The sequence below is a fragment of the Klebsiella sp. 10-1 genome (assembly GCF_009758445.1).
Taxonomy (GTDB): domain Bacteria; phylum Pseudomonadota; class Gammaproteobacteria; order Enterobacterales; family Enterobacteriaceae; genus Klebsiella; species Klebsiella scottii.
Window position 1 is genome coordinate 592,372 of the sequence record NZ_WQRE01000003.1, and the last position, 22,377, is coordinate 614,748.

A 22,377-nucleotide genomic window follows, 5' to 3' on the forward strand; every position below is an offset into this window, starting at 1 on the left:
AGCAAAAGTTCGATTTATTCAACAAAGCCAAAAAGGACTTCTCGGCATCTCAGCAGGTAAATACCAATCAGTTGGAACTGCGTTACAATAAAATCCCGGTATGGGAAGGCGCCGACCTCGCCTTTACCGGCAAATACATGGCAGGGAATAAGAGTAACTCCCAGAAGGCGGGCGAAAACAGCGGTACTTATTTTGAGCTTAAAGATGCATGGATGGCTAGCGCAATCCTGAATCAGAAACTGAAACCTGGCGGGTTTAATGAATTCACTGTCAGGTAGCCAATAATTCTATTGCTAGCGGATTTGCCTGCTATACCGGTTCTAATCCATTCGCCGGATATAATGACTATTATTATGGTGACCATACAAACGGGACGGCATTCCGGTTAATATCTCAGGGTGAAATGTATCTGGCCGATGATGTGATAATGGCAAATGCTATTGTTTACTCAAATGGTAACGATGCGTACAGCTATGATACCGGGGCTCATACGGATTTCGAAAGCATCAGGACCGTTGTCCGTCCCGCCTATATCTGGGATAAGTTCAATCAAACGGGCGTTGAACTTGGCTATTTTACACAACGTAATAAAGATAGCGGCGGCACGGCTTATAAAGAGTCTGGTGTGAAGACGACCTTGTTCCATACCCTGAAAGTTGATTCCAGCATGCTCACATCCCGTCCTGAAATTCGCCTTTACGGCACCTGGTTGCGGGTGCTTGAAAATGAATTGGATCAGTTTGCTTTCCCGGACAGCAAGAAAAATCAGTTTACTGTCGGTGTTCAGACAGAAGTTTGGTGGTAAATTATCATCTAAATAGCTGCGCGGAATACCGCTACACTTTTGCCTGCCCATGTTTACCTCCGGGGAACGGGCTGGCCGTTTCCATAAAGTGATGAACCTTTCTCAGCAACTGCCACATTGAACGGCACTGATGATTGCGTGTTATCGTGTCGTGCAGCGCCTGCCATAAACGCTCAACGCGATTCACCCACGGCGAGTAAACCGGCTGATAAATCACCCTAACTTTGGGTTCGCTTCCAGCCAGCGCTGTGTCTCCCGGCTTTTGTGGATAATGTAGTTGTCCACGATGAGCGTGATGGTTTTTGACCGCCGGTACGTGGCTTTCAGGTGTTTCAGCAGGGTGATGAACAGTACCGAACTTTTGCTGTTACCGCCAACATAGCTGACCTTTCCCGTGCCGCTGTGTAAGGCCCCGGCAAGATAGTATTTTTCATTCTGGCCCGGCGTGAACACTCGCTTTTGCTGTCCACGAAGTTGCCAGTCTGCGCCGATTTTTGGGTTGAGATGGATATCCACTTCATCCTCATAAAAGACCGGGTGTTCTGCGCTGCATTCGTCGAGTGCTTTTTGGATTGCAGCCATCTTTTCATCCTTATGGGGATCGCGGATACACAACGTTGGTGCGGCCCTGCGCCAGACTACTCCGGCTAACGGTAGCCAGCGACGAACGGTTCCGGCATGCAACTGACATCCGGTTATCTCGTTGATTTTTATTGCCAGTAACTCTGTACTCCAGCGTGAACGCTGGTAGCCAAAATCGCCGGGAGAGTGTTTTATCAGCTCACGTAACAATGTGCAGATATGCTCAAACGGCCAGCGCCGGGAACGCCCTGCGGGTAAAGATTTCAGGCCATCAGCACCCGATAACGTAAACCAGTTAACCCATCGCCCGACGGATGAACGGGCGCAGCAGAGCGTTCTGGCAACATCGCTGACCCGCTCGCCCCGATGAAGCATCAGCATCGCGGTGAGCCTGCGGGCATGATTTTTATCGCGCGTTTTATGAATAGCTTTCTGCATCAGGCGTCGTTCGGTAAGGGGTATTGGTGCTATGATCGGCATCGCTCAGTCCGGTTGGTGGTTTGGGATATTTGGCGATTGATCAGATCGCACAATCCGGGCTGAGTTCCCTTAAAGTGATCTACTATTACGCGCAGCTATTTAGTGTTGAGGGATGTCGATTTTAATCGATATCTCTCATATGTTAAAAGTAAAAAATGGCATTGCCGGCAATTCTTATTCTGATCAGTATATTCATTTCGATCAGATATTGAGATGCCTGTTTTTTACACAAGCAGTATGATGGCCGGTTTAATGTTGGCAGGGAAAACTTATCACCAAAATCATTTTAATATCAGGCTACATGAGTAATTCTCTTTTTTCGATAATCCCAGAATGCATTATTCTGTAGCAAGCCTTTTCCATGGATTCGGGGTTAGCCGCTGTATGAATCACACCTGAAAGGAAAGCTGCAGGTTATCAGCAAGCGGTATACGCAGTGAATTGAGCGGCATAACCTGAATCTGAGGCAGCATCGGCAAGACTGGGCAGGAAGTCGTTGTCGTTCTCAAGATCGGTGTAACTGCATGACAAAGCCATTGGACATTATCTGACGATAAATCATTATCAATAAATTGGAGTCATAACCGGAATTTAGGCTGCCGTACACTCATAGGCGATTCCAGCGATTGTAATCATACCGGATGCAATAAAAAAAATTTCTGGAAAATCTTGAAGCTAAGAACAGTTTTAGTGGGCTCCGACAAAATCACCTTATGCCTAAATTCAATAAACCGCTTTAACCCCCCAAGAAAATAAAACCATTTCACCTCTGCGGAGCAAGGGGCGCTAAGTCCGGTTGTGCAGGGGCAAGTTTTTTCTCCTGTGCGCTTTCCGTTCTCCATATCGGCTTCCGGCTAATCGTTTCCCGACACAACCCATCCCGCAAGGGTAAATGGCACGCATGCTGCACCCTTGCAGGACAGAACGACGCCGGGAAAGCGAACCGTCAGGCGATACGAAGACGAAAATCACACACTGACGGAGAAAAAACCATGACGATTTCCCTGCATACCAAGACTAGCGCCCCTAACACCGCAGCGGCGACCAGCGTATCCCCGCTGGACCCGTCAGGCTCCTCAAAAACGAAATTTTCTAAAACCAGAACGGACATTTATCAGACCGTTACCGACAACATCATTGCAGCACTGGAGGCAGGTGTAAAACCGTGGTCCTGCCCGTGGAAGCGTGTTTCCGGCATGTCTGGACTGCCATCTAATTACGCCACTGGCACGGCTTACAGCGGCATTAATATCTTGCTGTTGTGGTGCAGCGCATCAAAACAGGGGTTCAGCGATTCACGCTGGATGACCTACAAACAGGCACAGGCAGCAGGTGGACAGGTTAGCAAGGGTGAGCATGGCACAACAGCTATTTTCTACACCACGCTGGAGAAGGAAAACGACGCCGGAGAAGTTGAACAAATCCCTATGCTGAAAACTTTCACCGTGTTTAACGTCCAGCAAATCGACGGCTTAAGTCTGACCACAGAAACTGTCAGCCCGGAAGCAACCTTTGACCCGGTGCCGCAGGCTGAGAACCTGTTGCGGAAGAGTGGCGCAAACATCATCGAGAAAGGACAAAATGCTTTTTTCAGCCCATCAACAGATCAAGTCTGGCTACCGGAGCGCCATCTGTTTTCTGATGCGGCGAATTTCTACGCTACCGGCCTGCATGAGCTGGTTCACTGGACTGGTGGCAAAAAACGCCTGGACCGTGAAATGAAAGGGAAGTTTGGCAGTGCTGATTATGCAGAAGAAGAACTGGTGGCGGAGCTGGGAAGTGCCTTTCTGATGGCGGAGCTGGGGATTGAGGGAGAGGTACAACATGAAAGCTATATTGCTTCCTGGCTGAAAGCGCTGAAAAACGACAAGCGTTATATTTTCAAAGCGACCAGCGCAGCCTCTAAAGCACATCGTTACCTGATGGATAAACTCTGAGACCGGAATCAGACAACCGCAAGGGAATGCGGTTACATGGTTTTTAACCAGTAACGCAGCAAGGCGCAGACTGAGGCGGAACGCAGCACAGCGACTACCGAACAGTCTGCGCCTTGCAGTGGAATAAAAAATTTCCGGCCTGGCAGTATCGCCGCCAGGCCGGTGAGGCCATCACGATGGCCTGAGTAAAAGCTTACGTATAGCTACCTAATGACAGTTGTTTCAGTTCATCAACGGTATAAATGCGAAACACCCGACGGTGGCGTTCTTCCAGCGGGACGTGCTGATGGTTAATGATGACATGCCTGATGCTGTCAAACAGTAGTTCAAGCGCACGCTTCTTCTGTAGATCGGGCACAACATAAAATACGTAAATCCACTGCTTGCGGGTACGGGCCAGTAGGTGGCTTGCCATGATCGACTGATAACGGGCCCGGGTTTTCAGGCGGCGCTCGGTTTCAATGGCAATAACGTTACCGTCAGGCAGAGTCAGTAACCCGTCCGGGCGATGTTTTACCTGATACTGGCTGAGAAAGCTGGCACGGTCGCCGTTAATCCATCCCGATGCGCCTTTCTTCTCCAGAATAAGCCTGGCGGCCTGATTATCAAGATGGTGCTCCAGCGTCCAGCCGGTGATTTTTGATGGTTCAAACCGCGCAGGAAAGATTCTATCATTCGGGGTCAACACCACCGCCAGCCCGTCGCTGGTGATCCCCCATAATGAAATCTTCAGTGTCCGTGATTCAAGCACATGCTTCTGTATTAACCCCATTCGCTCTGTTTTTGCCAGCAGCGAATAAAGCGACTTATGATCCCGGAAACTAAATAACTGCATCAGCGTTTTAAAATCGCTGTAGGTTTCTTCTTTCAGGAAGTTCAGCAGTTGTTTTATTTTTTCGTTGTTACGCGTCTGGCGCTCGTGATATGACGAAATCAGCATAACCGCTCCTTAAAAATCCAGCGGGGACAGGTGTTCTTCATCATCATGTTTCGGCTTTACTGGTTTTACTTCGCTTTCACCGAAGAAAAGATCCGGGTGCGATGTCGTCACCTCCGGTGCGGAAGGTTTATCATCGTCGCTAAAATCAAGCATGATCTTCACCGGGACTGCCGTTGCGGCAATATCAGGGGAAACCGAAAAGCTTTTTAGCTGACGCTTTCTGACCTTTATCGGCGAAATCAGTGAGGCAGAAGGTAGCGTTTTTGTCGTAAAGATAAAGCTGACAAAATCGGGCAGGTTCAGGATCATATTGCTGTCAATAAAGAAACGTTCGGCCTGGCGGATTGTGCGCTCACTGTCGATGGTTTCTGTCAGCATATTATCCGTCTTAGCCTTGCGGAGTTCGTCATCCACCAGAATCGTACCTGACATTCTTGCCACCCATTCCGCCGTATCCGGATCCATAACCCGGTAAACCAGTTTGAATTTGGCATTTTCAACGACCGCACCGACAACGGCGTCACCTTTCAAATCTGCCGGGCAGTCTTTTAAATCGGCGATGGACTGGTGGTCCATAATAATGTGTATGCCTTTATCCCGCGCCGCGCCTAGACCTTCCAGCGCTGGCCTGGATAAATGGTATTTCAGTTCGGAAAGATAAACAGCAATGGGGCGGGGTACGTCTGTTACTCGATCGCGTCTTTCTGCCAGCTGGTAAAGGCGAACCAGCAGCATGCGCTGGGCGGTAATAATTTTGCTGTTTCGCATGGAGCCGACTACATAACAGCAGCCGCCCTCATCAAATATGTGTTTAAGCGAAAAGCCTTCTGGTGAGTTAATGGCATTGAGTAATGCCAGTTCCTCAATCTTCCCAAAGAACGCTTTGATTTTTTCGGCAATACCCTGAACGTAATCACCGTTATAAATATCACGGAGAGTTGCCGATGGGTTATCACTGACAAATTGCGCGGCCATACGGGCGGCTTTTCGGTCATCAATACGATAGAAGTCCGATTCCTGCCCTTTTTCTGCCAGGCTGAAACCGGCAACGAACAATTCTTCCAGTTCATCTGGCGTAATATCTTCAATCAGGTTTAGCTGGTATTGCTGTTTTCGTAGGTCAATTAAGGCAAAGGGTTTTCCTGCATCTTCGCAGGCTTTCCGGTATAGGTGTGGTGCCCATTCATCGTCTTTGGGGTCCATAACAAAAACGCCTTCACCGGCAATAATACTTTGATATAGCAATATCCCGGCAGCTACCCCTTTACCGGCTCCGGTGGTGCCAATAATATCCGCGTGCTGTTTCTGCCAGTCTTTTAACGGGAGATACATTGGTTCGTTCTCCCTGTCCATGCCAGTAAAAATGCCTTTATTCAGATCGATATAATCCAGCGGATTATAATGCAGTGTTTCGGGCAGCAGGGACTTTACGGTGCGGACATCGGTGCGCAATTCCCGTTCAAGGGTGGTTTTTTTAACAAGGCGTTTCTTTATTTTGTCCAGTTCCGGCGTGAATAGCCGGCGAAGCATAATATGAAAAATAATCCCGGTTACAGTGAAAGCAATCCGTACTGACCACGCCAGTGCTGAATTATCACTGGTGAGTCTGGTCTTATACAGCCATTGAAAAAAGCCGATAAAGACCGGGGCCAGTGTGCCAGAGAGGAAACACACCATGGAAAAAGCCATAATCAGCTTTTTCCAGAGCGGAGCTTTCTGCCGTTCATCGCTTTTCATTGATGCAAAAAACGGCATCGTCAGCCCCGCTAACAGCGCCAGTATCAGTTGCTGCTGTTGCACAAAAGCGAGCAGCGCCAGCATCCCGTTTACTATCGGTGACAGTGAAGCGGCAAGCTTATTTAAAATCATGATGCCTCCTTCGTCAGCTATTCGCCCCATGACATCGCCCCATCAATTCGCCCCACGGTGTCGGGCGAAAAGACGGGGCGAACGTAAGGGACGAAGAAGGTGACCGCTGTGCGGCCATGTGCCGGAAAGCATGCTTCCCTGCACGAAACGGCGTGCGCCAGTACATGCGGGCTGGACGCCCTTATTGCCTGCCGCATGGGGGTAATGTCGTGGCTGTACGCCGCACCAAAACCCCCAGAGTCAAAGGCGGCACACCGTCGCCCGCTACGCGCGACCACCCCCTTTAAGACGGTCGCTTTCGCCTTTTTCTTCCCTTTGCTCGTTCCTCGCAGCGGGAATAAAAGGGAAGCTGACCTTTAAAGAGGGTGGTCGCGCCACGCTACCGGCTTTTGGCCGGAGACTTAGCTGCGACGGTGTGCGGGGCTGTGCCCCCCGGTAAACCGCTGTCGTGGGCGACAGCTTTTCGCTCGCCGGGGCGGCGAAATTTATCCGGCTCCCCCCGGCCTGCAAAATCCGCGTGGGCGCGGCTGTTTGCAGGTGAGGCGCGGTGCCTGAATTATTTTCGCTCCTTAACCCGCGAAAATATTTCTGTCCGCTGCCTCATTTTTGCGGCCCCCAGTTTCTTCGCTCCTTAATCCGCGAAAAACAGAAGCCGTAAAAACCTGAAAACCGTCACGCTCTGTGCCGGTCTCGCCAGTATTAACCACGAACGCGGCCATATTTACTGATGATCTGACCGATAGCCGCCGGGTCTGCTGAATCACATTCTCTTAAAAATGATTTTCTGGCATCGGCCGTATGGTCAGGCAGAAAACCATGCCTGTTCTTTTTTACGATATTAAAGAATGCCCGTTCAGCGGAATGACATTCACTGCCGCCGCCATTTCCGGTTGCTTTACCGTACATGCATAACACCACTTCGCAGGCATCAGCAGCCAGTACAGTTGTTGAACATGACGCAATAACGCAGAACAATAATACGGAGGATATTGTTTTCTTCATTTCAGTTACCATTATGATTAATGAAAGGTTACGTATCTTGGGTAATGTTATTTACCGGAGTTATTTTCTGAATGCCTCTTTCATGCCATTTAAATGAACTGGCTTAAAGTAAATATCACTCATCCGGCGCACATCGCCGTGTATATCAATGCTGACGATGACATCGATGCTTTTAAGTACTTTTCGTAATAAAACATCAAAAGGAATATTCCGGCAGTCGGGATTTTCATAGCAGCGATCAATAACCCCTTCAATACAGTCTTCCGGGCTGCCCGCGTGCAGGGAGGTGATTAATCCCTCATGCCCGGAGTCGACAATTTTCAGAGCGTCCCATGCCTCCCGCCCGCGAATTTCCGCCAGCAATATCCGGTCAGGGTTCATACGATAATTAGCACGGATCAGCCTGCCAGGCGTGACAATAGCGTTATCCCCGGCATCCGCCGGGTAAAAAAGATGCACATAATTGGCGTGGTGATAAAAACGGATTTCGGGATTATCCTCAATCGTTATCAACCGGAGATGCAGCGGAATATAATGCAGCAACGTTTTCATATAGGTGGTTTTGCCGGAGCCGGTTTCACCCACAATAAAAATCGTTTTGCCGTATTCCACCGCCTTTTCCATAAAGCGGGGAATATCCCCACTATGATATAACCGGGTCAGTGCATTATCCTGACTTCCCGTTTTTTCCTGACCGGTCACGCGCTGATAAAATCCCGCATCAATCCATGACTGATGTGTTTTCTGCTCAAACGAGGGTTTGCGCAGCGTAATGGACACCGTATTACGTTCACAGGCCGGAGGAATAATCGTCTGAATACGCTCGCCGGATTCGAGCGTGGCCGACAGTATCGGTGACGTATCGTCAATATTATCGTCCTGCCAGGACGCCAGTGCTCTGGCAAAGGCGTAACACTGACGCAGCGTGACCGGGGATTCACGCCGCTGCCATGCCCCCTTTATTTTTGTATGCAGTTCCCCTGGACGGTTAATCACGATTTCGGTCAGCCCTTCGACTGGCAGATAATCACCGAACAGCTGATTTTTCATAAAATCCAGTGACAGGTTTTCAGTGCTCATACCATTTCTTTTTCAGTCGCAGTTGATAAACAGAGGAAAAATCAATATCCGTACCGGTCATGATGCCGATCACGTCGCCCTGGTTCAGATACATCGTGGGCGGGATACTGATGCTGTTTTCCAGCGTCGTTTTCGCCATTTCCGCCGTGGCGGCGCGGGTGTTTTCGGTATAATCGGTATTACGGTCTTTCCCCGGCGCGGCATCCGATGCCGCTGCCGCCACGTCCTGCACGGTACTCAGCATCAGGGCGTTGCCGAAACGCTCCCAGAAATGGCTGTCGATCCAGCCCGCGATCCCTACCTCGCCGAGCGGGCCGGTGGCCTGCGTATCGGTGAGCGGGATTTGCAGGCTGCCGGGCTCCGGCGTGCGCAGCTCCGTCCACAGCACAAACATCCGGCTGCGCCCGTGTTGCAGTGCCCCGGTGCGGTAGACGCCACGGGCGACCGTTCCTGCCGGGATCAGCTTCACATGGTTACTGGCGCTCCAGACATTCTCACCGATCAGGCAGGAGATATGACCGCCAACATCGGATACGAAGCGCCGCATCATCGAACACGGAATATAGCGGTCTACCGGAATATAGAGATCGGGATCTAGGCCCAGCCGCCTGACACCGGTGACACGGGCTACGCCCGGATTGTCGTTGTTATTGCTGCCTGCCGGTGTTGTCGTATCCGGGCAGCGCAGGCGTCCATCTTCGCCACTGACCAGTGCAGACTGACAGGATGTGTACACCGTGGAGGCTGACGGGCTACCCGACGTTTCCGCGTTGCTGCGCAATCCGCTTCGGGACGCGCGTGTATTGTCGCCTGACCCTGTGCTGCCGCTGTTCAGCCCGTCTGCCAGTGCTGCCGCCTTGTTCAGGGCGGGCGGCCCGGGCGGCAGAGCTGGAGTGCCCGGGGCGCTCTGACTGGCGGGGTCTGCTCTTTCCTTCCTCCCGGGCCCGAACAGGCCAAACGGGTTACTGTCCAGACCTAGATTCTTACGCTCATGCTGCACCGCACCGGAGGAGGGCGGCGGCGCGGTGTCGGATTCTTTCTCATCACCCCTTTTCAGGGCGCTGAGAAGACGATCGCCACCGGATGCCAGCGCGATGACCAGGACCAGACTCAGCAGGCTGACGATCAGCGTGCGGCGACCGGAAGCCTTACGGAAACGGGTCACTTCCGGCTGACCAGGCGATGTTTTCTGCTCCGGCTCCTGATATGCCATTGCCGCGCGGGCGCGTTCACGGGCTTCCGCTTCCCGTTCTGCGGTGGTTTTTTCCGGTTCGTCCGGGAAAGATTTGTCGGTCATTTTGCCTCCAGCATAACGGAGGGTGAAACAGTGTCACTGTTGGTCAGCGGGATGCGCCCGAATCCGTCGTTTTCGATCCCCACCACCGAGGTACCGTAGCGCAGTACCAGCTGCGGCGATGCCGGAACCACCATCACGGTGTAGTTGCCCTGTTTACCCGTCCGGGGCGTGACCGCCTGCTCCTGACCATTAACCACCCTGAAAACGGAAGGCAGGGTTTTCGAGGGAGAAAAGCCGATATAAGCAAAACGACCGTCATCCCAGGTAAAGTCGGGGGCGATGGCGGCGGAACCGGCTGCCGCCCGTTTTGTATAGCGCCAGTTGCGCGGCGTGGTGGCCTGCCCGAATGCCGCCGCAATCCGCTGCCGGTCCAGTGCTTCCTGCTGATGTTGCTGACGGGCGGCGCTGGCGGCGGCAGACTTTTTTCGCAGTTCGTCGGGATAGCGGTAGCGGATAACAAAGGCCTGGGCGGGCGAGTCTTTATCCAGCACGTTCAGCTCCAGGCTGTAATCGCGCTTTGATGTCACCACGAACAGATTAGTTTTCCAGTCTTTTTCTGTCGGCAGAAACACCTGGCTGACGTTGTTGCCGCTGGCATCCGTGACCGGCTGGGTAATCGGGTTCGGGCTGACGCCTACCCGGTTATCGCTTTTCGTCACGGTCCAGCCTCTGGGAAAACCCGCCTGCGCATCGATAACGGTTTCATCATCGTTAAACACCAGCATGGTGACGTAGCCGGGGCGGGTACTGACGACCGTGGCGTTCTGGTTGTTGTACGTGACGTTCTGCATCCGGCGGTCATACGCGCTGCCGCGCGGTGTCGCCGCGCTCCATGCCACGCATGACACCAGTAAACCCGTGAGGAGCAGAATGTGTTTCAGCATCATTCCCCCCTCAGCTCTTTGTCGCGCTGGTAGCTGGTGACGATAAAGCCCAGCGGGTTCACTTCGCGCTGGCTGTCGGTCAGTTGCCGGTGCGGGAGGTAGCGGTATGTGAGGCGGATATTCCAGACATCCGTTTTCACGGAATTATCAGCAATACGACGAATTGTGCGCTTAATACGCAGTGTTGCCAGATTATCCGGCCCGGTGGCAGGCGCATGCACATTGGAAATAATGGCGATATCAACAACATTTTCCGCCTTGTTAAAAATCACGTCCGGGGCCTGGTCGCCGTTAAACCCGTCCAGATAGTCCCGGTTCACGCTGTCGCTGTTAAATAACTGCACGTCGTCATAATCATGCTGAAGGGAGAAATAATTATATCCCTCGCGGAGTCTGACATAGTGTGCTGCCAGTGAATGCGCCAGCGCCTTTTCAGAAGAAATATCCCGCTCCTTCACGCGGGTCATATATTCATAGCGCCCGGTCTGTTTATCCACTGACCATAATTCAGTGTCGGTGGTTTTCAGCGGCAACAGAATAATAATGGCCGCAATCGCCATTGCGGCCAGAATCAGTCCGGCAGCGGCCACCCGCCAGGCGGTTTTTCGGGAACGCTCTTCCTTTTCCAGCAGGATGGATTCAAAAGAACGGGAAACATTAACAATGTTCTGAATATCAGACATGGTGAGTCAGCTCCTGAATGATGGCGGGGGAATTTACAGGCTCGGGTTCGCCGGATACCGGCGGAAGGTTGCCCTGATGCCGTGCGCAGCCCGTGAGCGCGCACAGCATCAGAAGGAAGATGCTGAATTTCATGGAAGCCCCTTATCGTATGGATGCAGGAATGCCGCACCGGTGGCGCAGGCCACGGCGTGACGGGGAAAGGAAATCAAGAGACGGGAGGATTAACGGTGACGCTGCCGGTTCAGGCGTTTCATACTTTCGATGGCGGCGGCGCGTTTTTGCCAGGCGCTCACGGTTTTACCCGCGCCTGCGCCAGTGAGTCTGCCGGTCGCCGCTGCGACGGCCATGCCGCCTTTCGCAGCCAGGCGGGCACCACCCTTTATCCCCGGCCCGGCAAGGTCGGCGGATTTGTTCGCCAGTCCGCTCAGACCACTCATGGCTGCACCCTGCAGCACCGCCTGTACGGCGGCCCCGCTGAGTGCGCTGGCGAGCTTCGCGGAGAACCAGACCACCACACCCGCCGCTATCCCGGCCAGCAGGCACTGTGCTGCCAGCGTCACCATGTTGCTGACATTGGATGTCCGGGTCGCTGCATCAAGGATTTTATTCAGGTAATTGATGGCGATACGGATTGATAAGGCGGAAAACATGATCGTTAATATTGCCGCGAAAATCGTTTTCAGCCAGTTATCAAACATCGGCTTAAGAAAACCGTACAGCAGGCAGAAAATAAAGAGCGGCGCGGTGGTCGTCATTAACAGGAGGGTGATTTCGGCGAGCAGGTTGACAAAGGTGGCAGCCAGTAACAGAACGATCGCGCCGCCCCATACCAGCACTTCGGCAAAGCCACCATTCAGTTTGACGTAAGTCGAGGTGTCCATACTGAACAGCGTCTGCCCCAGTGTCTGCGCCTTTTCCCAGACGGTATCAAGCAGCGCCCAGACGTTATCATCGCCGCTGACACCGTCTTTGAATCCCTGGACAGCCGCTACCGCCATATCCAGCCAGCCATCCCGGTTTAACGCAAAGGTGGTGATCAGCAACATTCGCCCCACATCCCAGACGACATCTTCAACCGGGGTCCGAAGTTTGCCAGCCAGCGTCTGGTAACCGCGAAACAGTATAAACAGGGTAAAAGAGCTGGTGATGATGACGCTGATCATCGTGCCGTAAGTGGAAGACTGACCTTCCAGTACGGTATTAAGTCCATCCATGATGTTTTTGTCCATACCCACAAAAATACCACCGGACATGGTGCCTCACCTGATATATAAAGAAAGGAAATAAAAAACAGGGAGAATTCCCTGTTTTGCTGAAGGAGATATTACCGGGTGACGGATTTTCTCTTTTCGGCTTCCTGCTGAAAGAGTGTCTCAAATTTTTCTTTTATTCCGGCCTTGCCAATTTGAGCAAACATAATGGCAGCCCGTTGAGCAAATTCACAGTTATCGCTTGCCTCGCCATCCTTCAGGCATTGTGTATAAACCGCATAAGTTTCGTCAGGATGCTGCTTATACCAGGCTTCGGATTTGGTTTCCTTGCAGCCGGACAGTAATATCACGCCTGAGAGTGTGCATAAGGTGAATAAGGATCTGAGCACGGATAACCTCCTTATAAATTATTAAGGTCGGCAACAGGTGCCGTTAACTGCTGCTGTTCAAAGGCTTTCTGTCTTTGCTGCTCCAGCAATGTCGTTCGCTGTTCAGCCTGTCTGACAGACATCTCCCACTGATTCGTCAGCGCATTTAACTGTACGCTTTTCGCCGCGATGGCGTTAGCCAGATCCTGAGACTCTTTCGAGTCCTGCGCATTCGATATACGGTCAGATAAGTCTGATATGTCGCTGAGTGTGCTGTTGATCCTGTTTTCAACCTCAGTGGTATTCTCAATCGCCATTGCCTGATTGAGGATCATCTGTTTACAACTGTCGGCCAGGGCCTGAGATTTTATTCCTTCCTGTTCCTCGCTGCATACGCTGAATGATTTGTATTTATTGTAAAGGTTTTGCAGTTCAGAAGAATATGAACTGTTCTGCGTGGTCAGCAGATCATCCAGTGAAATACCGCTCTTACGGAGATTATCAATATCGGTTTTCAGACTTCGGGCATCACTGAGAAAACCCTGAATATCCCGCACGCCGGTTGCAGTGGCTAACTGTTTTTTATACGCATCAAGTTCACTTTTATAATGGGTAGCCGTATCCTCCCATTGCTGTAGTTTCTGCATCCACTGGTTAATGGATTCGGTATTCTGCACGGCATCGAAAACCGGTATTCCGGCGCTGAACGCCTGCGTCGGGAAAAATAACGATAATGCCAGAAAGGTATATCTGGTACGCATATCAATGACCTCCGTATGAATATCAGATTGCCCGCTCAAGGAAGGTTTCTTTCCATTCATCAGGTCGCATACCGTCCTGATAAATGGCATCGAATATTTTCAGGTTGTCCTCACTGCCGCTGAGAAGCCGGGTGAGTTTACCCAGTCCGGACAGATCCATTTTCGCCATTGCCACAAACGGGCGGGTTTCTCCGGCCTGCAACGGTGTTTTCAGGATGACCATATAATGCTCGCCCGGATCCAGGTTTCTGACCGTCTCGTAAACACTTTCCGGCACTTTCATTTTTTCCACGTAATCCGCATGACTGGCTTTCGGATTGGCGAGGAAAATCTGGGTACCGCACTGCTCAATAATCGCCGGGGCGATGGGGTGTCTGACGATTTCATCCGGTGACTGTGTTGCCGGAACGAAGATACCGTTCAGCTTGCGGATGACTTTCAGCATATTGAGCGAGAAGCGGGAAAATTCGACATCGGCCAGCCAGCGCCAGAACTCATCCATAAACATCACCAGGCGGCGACCGTCCAGAAGACTGATCACACGGTACAGCAGGTAAAAGGTCACGGGACCGCGAATATCGTCATCATCCAGAAACTCGGTGCCGTCGATACCAAAGTTATCGACATCGCTGATGGTGAAAGTATCGGCCTCGTTATCAAACACCCAGCCGAACTCGCCCCCCTGCGCCCACTGTTTCAGGCGAATACGCAGCCCGTTGGTGCGGGCATCTGTGGTCGGCGGCTCTGGCAGCACTTCCAGCAGCCGGGTGATCCCGAACCGGCGGTACTCCGGCGGATAGTCCAGCATGATGGTGTCCACGGCGGCACTGATCCGCTCCTCATCGCGCGGATCGAGCGGCTTACCGTTGCGGCGGCACAGCATGCGCACCAGCCGTTTGATGAAACTGATGTTCCGGCGGGTTGGCTCCAGCGCAAACGGGTTGAAGCCGGTGGGCTCGCCGGTACGGATGCGGAAATAACGCCCGCCCGCCTGGCGGATCGCCATCTCCGCCGCCCGATCCTTATCGAAATACACCGTGGTCAGCCGTTTGATGGTGGCAGAAGGCGCAAACGACGCCGGGTTACGGTACTTCTGCATCAGTTGTTGCATGATGGTCATCAGCAGGGTTTTACCGGAGCCGGTTTTCCCGATAATCGCCGTATTCCCCGGCGTTTTCTCACCAGTGTCATCCCGCCCGGCCTGGCTGTCGTGCAGGTTCAGGTAATACCCGCCACCGCCGGGAGATGTGAGAATGGCGATGGCTTCCCCCCACGGATTACCGCTGCGTTTGTGGGGATGGAAGTTATGCAGGCAGGCCATATCGGCAAAATTCTGGCTGCTGACGGCCACCAGTCGGGGACGCAGCGTATAGACGCCCGGCAGTTGCGCCAGATACGCAGCGGGCAGTGACAGGGTGGAGAGCGTCGTCATAATACCAAGATCTGCGAAGGGCTGGGCCAGAACGTTAGTGTCCTTCACCACCTGTCCGGCACTGTCTGAGGAGATCAGCAGGGAAAAGTGGAATTTACCGCACGACACATGTCCGGACTGGAGCAGGTCGCGCAGGACAATCAGCTCTTCGCGCTGGGAAATCGCGTCGTCGTCCGTGGAGTTAAGCCGTTTTTCCGCCAGCCGGATATGATCCTGCGCCTCATCCCGTGCCATGCAGGTAAATGACTGCGTCAGAACATACTCGCTTTCGGCGTACAGCAGCGCATCCAGCATACCGGTATGGGTTTCCGGGGAATAATCCTTAATCTCCAGGCTGCGGAAGGAGCGGGAACCGCTGACCGTCTGGCATTCACCGGTGTCGGTGGTGAAAAAGACGTCCGGCGTGCTTAATGTTTCATAAAACGGCGAGCGCGTTACGGCCACTTTCTGCCACTGTCCGGTGATCAGGCGGTGGAAGAACGCCAGTTGCGAGGAATACACCCGCCCGTTTTCTTCATATACCCCCAGCGGCGTTGCCATATAGCGGGATAATGAAGATTCCAGAGATTCGCGGTATTCCAGCATGATTTTGAGCGCGTCATCCAGAGCTGCCTGGCGTTTACCGGGCGGTTGCGCTTTCATGGTTTTCTTCTCAATCTGAGAGAACGGCGCGTAGCAGACGGTAAAAAACAGCCGGTGCCGCCAGAACGGTTTTTCTTTTACCGGTTGGTAATACCGCCGGGTCACGTCATCGGAAAAGGGAATACCCGAACAGGCTTCAAAAGCATCATGGTATTTTTCACGAAGCCGGTGAATATAGAATGTTATCGGCAGACCCTCATACGAACGAATAACGTTATTCAGGTGCGTAGCCATCAGGGTCAGGTGATGTTCGTCTTCACATTCAAAGACTGTGCCGCCCAGCTCCCAGGTGGCAACAAAATCACGGTGACGGTTTCTGATGATGTGAGGGTGAATATGGGAGGAATACGGAATATATTTATCCAGCGTAATACGCTCGTTTAATTTCATTTTCTGAATAAACTCCGAGACATCAACGTTATCGTACTGGTTTGCCAGAAGGGCATTCGCGCCAAAATGGGTATTGGTGAAAAGTCGTCCACGGGTTTTAAACGCCAGCCAGAGCAGACTGAAATAATGAATGTCCTTTCGGGTTTTATTTTTCATTTCCGCCCAGGCAGGAATGAGCAGAACCGCCAGGTAATAGCTGACATAGACTGCCAGCAGGACGATGGCCCCGCTGACAAGAACGAACGGCACCAGAGGAATACCCATAATGGCGGCAGGCCGCGTAAGTGCTTTATTCAGCGTAGCCATCGTTGCCTCCCTTATGACGCCCAGTAGGCACCGAAGCCGGATGCACCGACAATCAGGATAGCGCCGATGATGACGTTGCGCATGTCGTGCAGGCTCTTGCCATCGAACAGCACCTTGTAGCCCACCCACATGGTCGCCAGCGTGATGGTGATGGCGGCCAGTCCCAGCAGACCAGCTGAGGTATTGCTCAGTGTTTCACTGGCCTTGTTAAATCCACTGTCCGCCCCCAGCACCGGGGTAGACAGCAGCACGGAAGCAACAATGGCGTAACGGCGTTTACGCATGATCATTTCTCCTCATCAGGGATAACAGGGATAGCGCCGCGAATGACGGCATCGGGATAATGCAGATAAGCCAGGACCGGCGCAGTGGTACCGGCAGGCTCGCCACGCAGCACAACGGCGGGATAACGGACAGACGGCTGTGCGTTCCGGTCAGGGTCACGCTGTCGGTCTTCCCGCGTGGACGGGACGACATAGCCAATGCGCTGCACGTAGCTGGTCTGGTTAAAGGCGGATTCCGGTCGCTGACCGGTTTCAAAATTGCCTGAGTAGTAACAACTGAGCGCTCGTTTCAGGGTGCCGCCGCGTCGGTAACAGTCGGCGAGAATGCGCTCAAATACCGACAGATTGATGCAAGGGTTAAGCAGGTCGCTGGCCGTGACGTCGTAATGGCGGAAATTGGTGCTGGTGATTTGCATCAGGCCGACCGAATAGCGTCGGCCCCGTGCTGCCAGCCGTCCGGTGAGGCGGATCGCCTTCGGCAGGCTCGTGGGGAAATGTGAAATCACGCCCCGGCTGTCTGGCAGAATTTCAGCAATGGCGTAAGGGTGGAAACCGGATTCGACCCGTGCGACATCAAGCGACGTGGACGGGTGAATACTGGCGGCGCACTGCACCGCCAGTGCCAGAAAGGCAGTGGTGGAAAGCATGCTGGCCTCGTAACAGAGAGACCGGCGGCTTATAGAAAAATACGCCGCCGGAGGAGAGGAAGAGAAAATGGATTAAGCGGCAGCGGCATCCTGTGACATGTCACTTTCTTCTCTCGGTTCAAGTAGCACCAGCCTGCCGGAGACGGCAATACCGGGTATCAAAACGATATTCAGGCCGGGCTTGCCGTTATGCGCGAAGGCTACACCAACTTTTGTCCAGTACGTGTTTTTTTCGCCCTGAGAATCGGGCTGACTTTCCTGGGTAACAAAGACGTGATAAACGGGTTTCCTCATGTAATTTCCTCTAATCAAAAACAGTAAATAAAATAAACGAATCACATCCCGGTTCTGCATTCCGGTTTTAACGGGCCAGCGAGAACATTCAGCGGCACCCTGAATTGTGGTTATGTGACAGCCCGATCCATTTTGTTAAAGAGCAATGCCCGGCCCGGACGAATTAATGTCCATCTGGGCAACTATGCTGTAACGTCGTTTTCAGATTCAGATATTTCGACAGGGATATAAATGATAAAATCAAAATAAAAATAAGAGAGATATCCTGATGAGGATTATCAGATGCGGAAAGAGGGCGAAGTATACGGAGCAAGTAATAAAGAAGTGTTTATATTTTCATGGAAACAGAAAGACGTGCAGGGGAATAATATCCCTGCACGTCTTTATCACTATTATCAGCGTCCGCAACGTTCAAGTTTTTCCTGACATTCGGTACAGGTTGATATACCCGGCAGTGTCTGCCGTCGTTTTTCAGGAATGGGGTTGCCGCATACACGACAGTGAAATAATGATGGCGCTGGCCCTGGTTTAAAGCGATTCTGCTCAATCATTTCTTCCAGTCGCTGCTCATTAAATTCCTGATCGCGGTCGATCTCATCCGGCATATGGCGTCCTCCTGTTGGCGATGACGTCCTTTTCGCACAGCGCGATACGCTTCCAGACCGTGGTGAGTGATAGTCCTTCGGGCTTTGGCATCAGGGATTCCGTCACCTGCATCATTGCGATCAGTGCGGCGGGCGATTCAAGGTTTTCCACCCGGCATTGTTGCCATTGCAGCCAGATAGCCGCATCCGTCTTTTCATCCGGTTCAGGTGTCCGGCCATACGGCACGCTGACACCCAGCAACCTACGGCGAAGGCAGACTTCATTTGATGTCAGGCCAAAATAGTGGTTGAGCAACGCGATAGAGCCACCCAGGCGGATAGCCCGGTTAATCTCCTGTTGATGCCGGTATTCCTGGCGGGCCTGCGCCAGTAAATGATGCAGCACATCATGGCGGACAGTGATCGAAAAAAAGGGTGCCGACGCCCGGCTGACAATAAACAGTTCATCAAGGGATAACTGATCGAGAGCATTTATTTCGTCGAAAGTGAATCCGAGGGACTCGCAGTAACGAATATTGCCTTCTTTCAAAGCATGAAGGACGTCGGTTAATACGTCATAATTTAATGATGGGACCATAATTCTTTACCTCCATTAAAAATTTTCAGCGGTTGGTTAATTTAATGGTGATCCAGTCATCAATTTCAGACTCCAGCCACGCTACACTGGCAGGGCCAATTTTAATGGAGCGAGGAAAATCGCCATTTTTCATATACAGGTAAATCTGAGAACGTTTCAGGCCGGTTTTTTCTTCGACCTTTTTCAGACGTAATAACTGATGAGATGTCATCATTTTCTCCTGTGGTGAAATAACCCGGTATGCCCATAGATGACAAAAAAGCACAGCGACAAACACAAGGAAAGCTGATAGGCCCGTATTAAGGGTGGGTAGACTCTTAATACGGGTTATTTATTGAGATGAATAAGGATGTTATTAATCGTGTAAGGATGTTGAGGAAGGAGAACCCCGCTTCAGTGCATTTTTCAGCGTGTCACCACTCAAATGGTCAGTAATGCCGTCATCAGACGCCCACTGCTCAAAAATGGACAGGAGTTTATAGGGTTGTCGGATTAAAGGACTGATGGTTCCATTATGCTTGCAAGCCAGCCATAACATGCGTGATAAAGGCGTGGAGATACGTGTTGAGGGAGATGTTATCGCCATATTTTTTGTATATGAGTTGATAAGTCTTTCGAGTTCAGAATGTCGGATAACGAAGCAGGCATCTGCTGGTAATTCATGAAGAGGGAAGTAATCGTTCCGGCACAACGGATGTATTTTACTGGTTGATAATTCTGAAGCAACGTCGAGAACACGACTTTCCGGAAGTTTCGCCATCTGTTTTTTCATCCTGTCCTGCCATGTGGTTTTCTCAAATAACTGAAACACCCCTTCTGATATAGTGACTGTAAGTCCATAATTAATGGTTTCTGTGTCCGCAACCGGTAATGGGAGATTCAACGTGTTAGCAAGTAAGCGCTGAATCAGCACGTATTCATAACCAAGTAGTGTTGTGTCTATAATCCTTTGTCTCGGGTTAAAATATTTCCTCTCTGTACTTATAATTAGATTTCGATCGTTTAAAAAGCAGTTTTTTTCTAGCAGGCAGAATCGTCGAAATGGTGTATCGGAAACTAGGTGTAGTTTAGGTTTATGTCCAGAGACTCTTACTTTACCTAACAAAACTGAAGACTGAAAATAGATGGATAGGTTAATTTTCCCACAGAGTGCATTGCGATAAATGTCACTTTTGGTTATCTTTATACCTTCCGTTTTGTTTACTATTCTGACGGCTTCTTTTATAGTGAGCCAGTCAGGCATGTTATTTTCATTATTCAGGAGGAGAATATTGGCTGTCATAGTTGGCCTCTTTTTTGTTACGAAATTTTCTGTGTCTCTCATCCCCCCGGGATTGTTTGTTTAACTGAATTGCTGTAAATTAATTTTATGTGTGGTGTTGAGAATCGATATGTCATGATTTTTGATAAAAGATAGCATTAAAAACTTTGTTAATGCTGCTAGGCAATTTTTTTAGTTGAAAGTCGCTTAAATTCAGCGACTTTCTTTATATTATTTATCGCTAAAAGAAATATTTTACCCCTATACGAATCTGATTTTGTTCCCGATGGTAGGGTTCGACATTGCGATCTAGCCAACGTAACTCAAAGTAGGGTAGCCAGTTTTGGTTAACCCGATATTTAAAGGTGTTGGTGATTTCCCAGTGATAGTCTTTGCCATTATTACTGTGAAGTCATTTGTCCGCATAAAGTAATGAGGTTCGAAGGTATAAGAAAATTTATCTGTAATAATGAAATTCCAGTAGTTCCCGATTTCATAAGTATCATTATTATCCTGCGCGCCATTTAAATCGGTTGAGCTGTAGTTGTTATGGTTATATCGGTTACGTACGGTAAGATTAAACCAGGGCGTAAACTTATAATTGACGTCGAGATAAATCGCACCACTGGAACCGACGCTTTTATCGGTAATTAACCCTCCTGGCTGAATCGTTAATTTATCCGTCGGCTTGAATAACGGATACCAACCCTCGATTTCGTTATAGCCATGCTTTAACTCATCCTTACGTTGAAGAGTATAGGTATTAGTGAGCATAAGACCCGCGCCTGTATTAAAGTTATAGCCAACGCGTAGCATGATTTCTTGTTGATCGGATGCCAGATTGTATGCCTCGCGGTTTTCCACATAGGCACCGGCAAAAACAGAGGTAGAGATTACAGAGGATAACAGAAGTATCGCGTTTATTTTTTTTCATGATAAATCCATTTTTTAACGTAGGGGAGTCGCTATCCATAAGAATGGACATGGCGATAATAATTAAAAAAGTCTTTTAGTTATTTACAATGTTGTGTTGTTTTTTTCTCTGGCCAATTTCCTTGATAATAAAAGCGAAGCGGTTTTCATCGAGTTTATGAAAGATGCAGATAGATGGAGGTAGTATGTAAAAACTACCTCCAAGTGAGATTAGCTAATATTTACTATGTTTTATTCGCCTCGTCCGCTGCACGGATAGCGGCGACCTTTTTACCGAACGCCAGGTGCAGAATCACCAGAAGGCCGAACACCGGGAGTAATGCACTTAATGCTGAAATTCCAGTCGCGCCTTTAATCAGCATCGCCCCTGACGCTATCAGCAGTAAAAACACCATGATACGGAACGTTTTCACTGAGATGCGTTTATGCACGAACTGGCCGACGATAGAACCTAAGATCATGGTCGGGATGCAGAAAATGACCAGCTTAAAGGTCGATATCGTCAGAATACCGCTGGTGGCCAGGCCGCCAACAATCGCAATGTTGTTCGCGGTAAAAAACGCGTTCAACGTACCGCGGAATGCTGCCGGTCCTAGGTTACGCAGCATGCCGTACATCACGACCGGCGGACCATTGGTAGAGAAAGCTGCACCGAGTGCCCCTGCTATCGCTCCCATCGGCGCGGCAATCCAGCGTTTGTCATAGACCGGCAGACGCGGGATAAACAGGCTGTAGAATGAGTAGATAATGATAAAACCGCCAAGTCCTATCTTCATTATGTGGTCAGGAAGATAGGACAGTGCATACAGTCCAACCGGAATCCCGGCAAACGAGAACAGAATCAGCACCATTGCCGATTTCCAGTCTGTCTCTTTACGCGACAGCCAGGTGGCATACAGCGCGGTCGCCGTTCCGACCATTACCGACATTGGTGCTGCCATTTTTAACGGCAATACCATTGTTATAAGGGGCATGGAGGTCAGCCCGCCACCAAACCCGGCACAGATCCCCACGAAGGTATACAGAAACATCACGGCGATAACGATAAGCATTGCGCTGGTATCCAGCGTTGCACCGTCCGGAGTAAACAGGGTAAAGAAGTCCAT

The 22,377-nt window shown here is 50.9% G+C and carries 21 protein-coding genes and 4 pseudogenes; 3 read left to right on the forward strand and 22 right to left on the reverse strand.

What is annotated here, in order from left to right; translation table 11 throughout:
- Positions 1-32 precede the first annotated feature (32 nt).
- A pseudogene (locus tag GO007_RS14610) lies at positions 33-805 on the forward strand (carbohydrate porin); the annotation flags it as partial.
- A gap of 31 nt (positions 806-836) precedes the next feature.
- On the opposite strand, the pseudogene GO007_RS14615 reads toward GO007_RS14610, so the two are convergent.
- Positions 837-1,867: pseudogene (locus GO007_RS14615) on the reverse strand (IS630 family transposase).
- Positions 1,868-2,244: 377 nt separating this feature from the next.
- Between GO007_RS14615 and GO007_RS14620 the strand changes: the two are divergent.
- Both GO007_RS14620 and GO007_RS14625 read left to right on the forward strand, forming a co-directional pair.
- Positions 2,245-2,387: pseudogene (locus GO007_RS14620) on the forward strand (IS1 family transposase); the annotation flags it as partial.
- Positions 2,388-2,859: 472 nt separating this feature from the next.
- Positions 2,860-3,804 carry an ArdC family protein gene (locus GO007_RS14625; protein WP_143350175.1) on the forward strand — a complete coding sequence of 315 codons (945 nt, stop codon included), beginning with the start codon at positions 2,860-2,862 and terminating at the stop codon, positions 3,802-3,804.
- 193 nt (positions 3,805-3,997) lie between these two features.
- Here the strand turns inward: GO007_RS14625 and mobC are convergent, their stop codons facing one another.
- The 21 genes and pseudogenes from mobC to GO007_RS14725 form a co-directional block, all read right to left on the reverse strand.
- Positions 3,998-4,744 (reverse strand): MobC family replication-relaxation protein, encoded by a 747-nt coding sequence (gene mobC / locus GO007_RS14630; RefSeq protein WP_095101027.1) that lies wholly within the window; start codon positions 4,742-4,744, stop codon positions 3,998-4,000.
- Positions 4,745-4,753: 9 nt separating this feature from the next.
- On the reverse strand, positions 4,754-6,613 hold the full coding sequence (locus GO007_RS14635) for a type IV secretory system conjugative DNA transfer family protein (protein ID WP_095101029.1): 1,860 nt from the start codon (positions 6,611-6,613) through the stop codon (positions 4,754-4,756).
- A gap of 699 nt (positions 6,614-7,312) precedes the next feature.
- The gene (locus GO007_RS14640) at positions 7,313-7,615 is read right to left on the reverse strand and encodes a TrbM/KikA/MpfK family conjugal transfer protein (RefSeq protein ID WP_095101033.1); all 303 of its coding nucleotides are present in this window, start codon (positions 7,613-7,615) and stop codon (positions 7,313-7,315) included.
- Positions 7,616-7,675: 60 nt separating this feature from the next.
- Complete coding sequence (virB11, locus tag GO007_RS14645; protein ID WP_095101035.1) at positions 7,676-8,695, reverse strand: P-type DNA transfer ATPase VirB11; 1,020 nt, start codon at positions 8,693-8,695, stop codon at positions 7,676-7,678.
- Complete coding sequence (virB10, locus tag GO007_RS14650) at positions 8,685-9,992, reverse strand: VirB10/TraB/TrbI family type IV secretion system protein (RefSeq protein WP_095101038.1); 1,308 nt, start codon at positions 9,990-9,992, stop codon at positions 8,685-8,687. Before virB10 ends, virB11 begins: the two co-directional genes overlap by 11 nt.
- The gene (virB9, locus tag GO007_RS14655) at positions 9,989-10,879 is read right to left on the reverse strand and encodes a P-type conjugative transfer protein VirB9 (protein ID WP_189339869.1); all 891 of its coding nucleotides are present in this window, start codon (positions 10,877-10,879) and stop codon (positions 9,989-9,991) included. The genes virB10 and virB9 overlap by 4 nt, the downstream gene beginning before the upstream one ends.
- Entirely contained in the window at positions 10,876-11,559 is a 684-nt protein-coding gene (locus tag GO007_RS14660; protein WP_095101042.1) for a VirB8 family type IV secretion system protein, read from the reverse strand. Before GO007_RS14660 ends, virB9 begins: the two co-directional genes overlap by 4 nt.
- Positions 11,552-11,692: a hypothetical protein gene (locus GO007_RS28950; protein WP_189339870.1), complete on the reverse strand. Its 141-nt coding sequence runs from the start codon at positions 11,690-11,692 to the stop codon at positions 11,552-11,554. The genes GO007_RS14660 and GO007_RS28950 overlap by 8 nt, the downstream gene beginning before the upstream one ends.
- Positions 11,693-11,781: 89 nt before the next feature.
- The gene (locus GO007_RS14665) at positions 11,782-12,813 is read right to left on the reverse strand and encodes a TrbL/VirB6 family protein (protein WP_095101044.1); all 1,032 of its coding nucleotides are present in this window, start codon (positions 12,811-12,813) and stop codon (positions 11,782-11,784) included.
- A gap of 71 nt (positions 12,814-12,884) precedes the next feature.
- Complete coding sequence (locus GO007_RS14670; RefSeq protein ID WP_095101046.1) at positions 12,885-13,160, reverse strand: EexN family lipoprotein; 276 nt, start codon at positions 13,158-13,160, stop codon at positions 12,885-12,887.
- Positions 13,161-13,171: 11 nt separating this feature from the next.
- Positions 13,172-13,900: a TrbJ/VirB5 family protein gene (locus GO007_RS14675; RefSeq protein ID WP_095101373.1), complete on the reverse strand. Its 729-nt coding sequence runs from the start codon at positions 13,898-13,900 to the stop codon at positions 13,172-13,174.
- Between the two features lie 22 nt (positions 13,901-13,922).
- A complete protein-coding gene (locus GO007_RS14680) occupies positions 13,923-16,670 on the reverse strand; it encodes a VirB4 family type IV secretion/conjugal transfer ATPase (RefSeq protein ID WP_095101048.1) in 2,748 nt (915 codons plus the stop codon).
- A gap of 11 nt (positions 16,671-16,681) precedes the next feature.
- Positions 16,682-16,960: a TrbC/VirB2 family protein gene (locus GO007_RS14685; RefSeq protein ID WP_095101050.1), complete on the reverse strand. Its 279-nt coding sequence runs from the start codon at positions 16,958-16,960 to the stop codon at positions 16,682-16,684.
- On the reverse strand, positions 16,957-17,601 hold the full coding sequence (locus GO007_RS14690; RefSeq protein ID WP_095101052.1) for a lytic transglycosylase domain-containing protein: 645 nt from the start codon (positions 17,599-17,601) through the stop codon (positions 16,957-16,959). The genes GO007_RS14685 and GO007_RS14690 overlap by 4 nt, the downstream gene beginning before the upstream one ends.
- Positions 17,602-17,673: 72 nt before the next feature.
- On the reverse strand, positions 17,674-17,895 hold the full coding sequence (locus GO007_RS14695) for a hypothetical protein (protein ID WP_095101054.1): 222 nt from the start codon (positions 17,893-17,895) through the stop codon (positions 17,674-17,676).
- Between the two features lie 395 nt (positions 17,896-18,290).
- A complete protein-coding gene (locus tag GO007_RS14700) occupies positions 18,291-18,500 on the reverse strand; it encodes a TraR/DksA family transcriptional regulator (RefSeq protein WP_095101068.1) in 210 nt (69 codons plus the stop codon).
- Positions 18,490-19,077, reverse strand: coding sequence for a DUF2857 domain-containing protein (locus GO007_RS14705; RefSeq protein ID WP_157349205.1), 588 nt, complete (start codon positions 19,075-19,077; stop codon positions 18,490-18,492). The genes GO007_RS14700 and GO007_RS14705 overlap by 11 nt, the downstream gene beginning before the upstream one ends.
- A gap of 25 nt (positions 19,078-19,102) precedes the next feature.
- On the reverse strand, positions 19,103-19,288 hold the full coding sequence (locus GO007_RS14710) for an AlpA family transcriptional regulator (protein WP_095101072.1): 186 nt from the start codon (positions 19,286-19,288) through the stop codon (positions 19,103-19,105).
- A gap of 144 nt (positions 19,289-19,432) precedes the next feature.
- Positions 19,433-20,359 carry a hypothetical protein gene (locus GO007_RS14715; protein ID WP_095101074.1) on the reverse strand — a complete coding sequence of 309 codons (927 nt, stop codon included), beginning with the start codon at positions 20,357-20,359 and terminating at the stop codon, positions 19,433-19,435.
- 220 nt (positions 20,360-20,579) lie between these two features.
- Positions 20,580-21,262, reverse strand: a pseudogene (gene ompL / locus GO007_RS14720) (porin OmpL).
- Positions 21,263-21,495: 233 nt separating this feature from the next.
- Positions 21,496-22,377 carry a sulfite exporter TauE/SafE family protein gene (locus tag GO007_RS14725; RefSeq protein ID WP_095101076.1) on the reverse strand — a complete coding sequence of 294 codons (882 nt, stop codon included), beginning with the start codon at positions 22,375-22,377 and terminating at the stop codon, positions 21,496-21,498.

Bases quoted from the DNA above. Each gene is read 5' to 3' on its own strand.
- GO007_RS14640 (WP_095101033.1), bottom strand. From the start codon at position 7,615: ATGAAGAAAACAATATCCTCCGTATTATTGTTCTGCGTTATTGCGTCA.
- GO007_RS14690 (WP_095101052.1), bottom strand. From the start codon at position 17,601: ATGCTTTCCACCACTGCCTTTCTGGCACTGGCGGTGCAGTGCGCCGCC.
- GO007_RS28950 (WP_189339870.1), bottom strand. From the start codon at position 11,692: ATGAAATTCAGCATCTTCCTTCTGATGCTGTGCGCGCTCACGGGCTGC.
- GO007_RS14665 (WP_095101044.1), bottom strand. From the start codon at position 12,813: ATGTCCGGTGGTATTTTTGTGGGTATGGACAAAAACATCATGGATGGA.
- GO007_RS14715 (WP_095101074.1), bottom strand. From the start codon at position 20,359: ATGACAGCCAATATTCTCCTCCTGAATAATGAAAATAACATGCCTGAC.
- GO007_RS14705 (WP_157349205.1), bottom strand. From the start codon at position 19,077: ATGGTCCCATCATTAAATTATGACGTATTAACCGACGTCCTTCATGCT.
- GO007_RS14700 (WP_095101068.1), bottom strand. From the start codon at position 18,500: ATGCCGGATGAGATCGACCGCGATCAGGAATTTAATGAGCAGCGACTG.
- virB11 (WP_095101035.1), bottom strand. From the start codon at position 8,695: ATGAGCACTGAAAACCTGTCACTGGATTTTATGAAAAATCAGCTGTTC.
- virB9 (WP_189339869.1), bottom strand. From the start codon at position 10,879: ATGATGCTGAAACACATTCTGCTCCTCACGGGTTTACTGGTGTCATGC.
- GO007_RS14675 (WP_095101373.1), bottom strand. From the start codon at position 13,900: ATGCGTACCAGATATACCTTTCTGGCATTATCGTTATTTTTCCCGACG.
- GO007_RS14635 (WP_095101029.1), bottom strand. From the start codon at position 6,613: ATGATTTTAAATAAGCTTGCCGCTTCACTGTCACCGATAGTAAACGGG.
- mobC (WP_095101027.1), bottom strand. From the start codon at position 4,744: ATGCTGATTTCGTCATATCACGAGCGCCAGACGCGTAACAACGAAAAA.
- GO007_RS14680 (WP_095101048.1), bottom strand. From the start codon at position 16,670: ATGGCTACGCTGAATAAAGCACTTACGCGGCCTGCCGCCATTATGGGT.
- GO007_RS14695 (WP_095101054.1), bottom strand. From the start codon at position 17,895: ATGAGGAAACCCGTTTATCACGTCTTTGTTACCCAGGAAAGTCAGCCC.
- GO007_RS14710 (WP_095101072.1), bottom strand. From the start codon at position 19,288: ATGACATCTCATCAGTTATTACGTCTGAAAAAGGTCGAAGAAAAAACC.
- GO007_RS14685 (WP_095101050.1), bottom strand. From the start codon at position 16,960: ATGATCATGCGTAAACGCCGTTACGCCATTGTTGCTTCCGTGCTGCTG.
- GO007_RS14725 (WP_095101076.1), bottom strand. From the start codon at position 22,377: ATGGACTTCTTTACCCTGTTTACTCCGGACGGTGCAACGCTGGATACC.
- GO007_RS14660 (WP_095101042.1), bottom strand. From the start codon at position 11,559: ATGTCTGATATTCAGAACATTGTTAATGTTTCCCGTTCTTTTGAATCC.
- virB10 (WP_095101038.1), bottom strand. From the start codon at position 9,992: ATGACCGACAAATCTTTCCCGGACGAACCGGAAAAAACCACCGCAGAA.
- GO007_RS14625 (WP_143350175.1), top strand. From the start codon at position 2,860: ATGACGATTTCCCTGCATACCAAGACTAGCGCCCCTAACACCGCAGCG.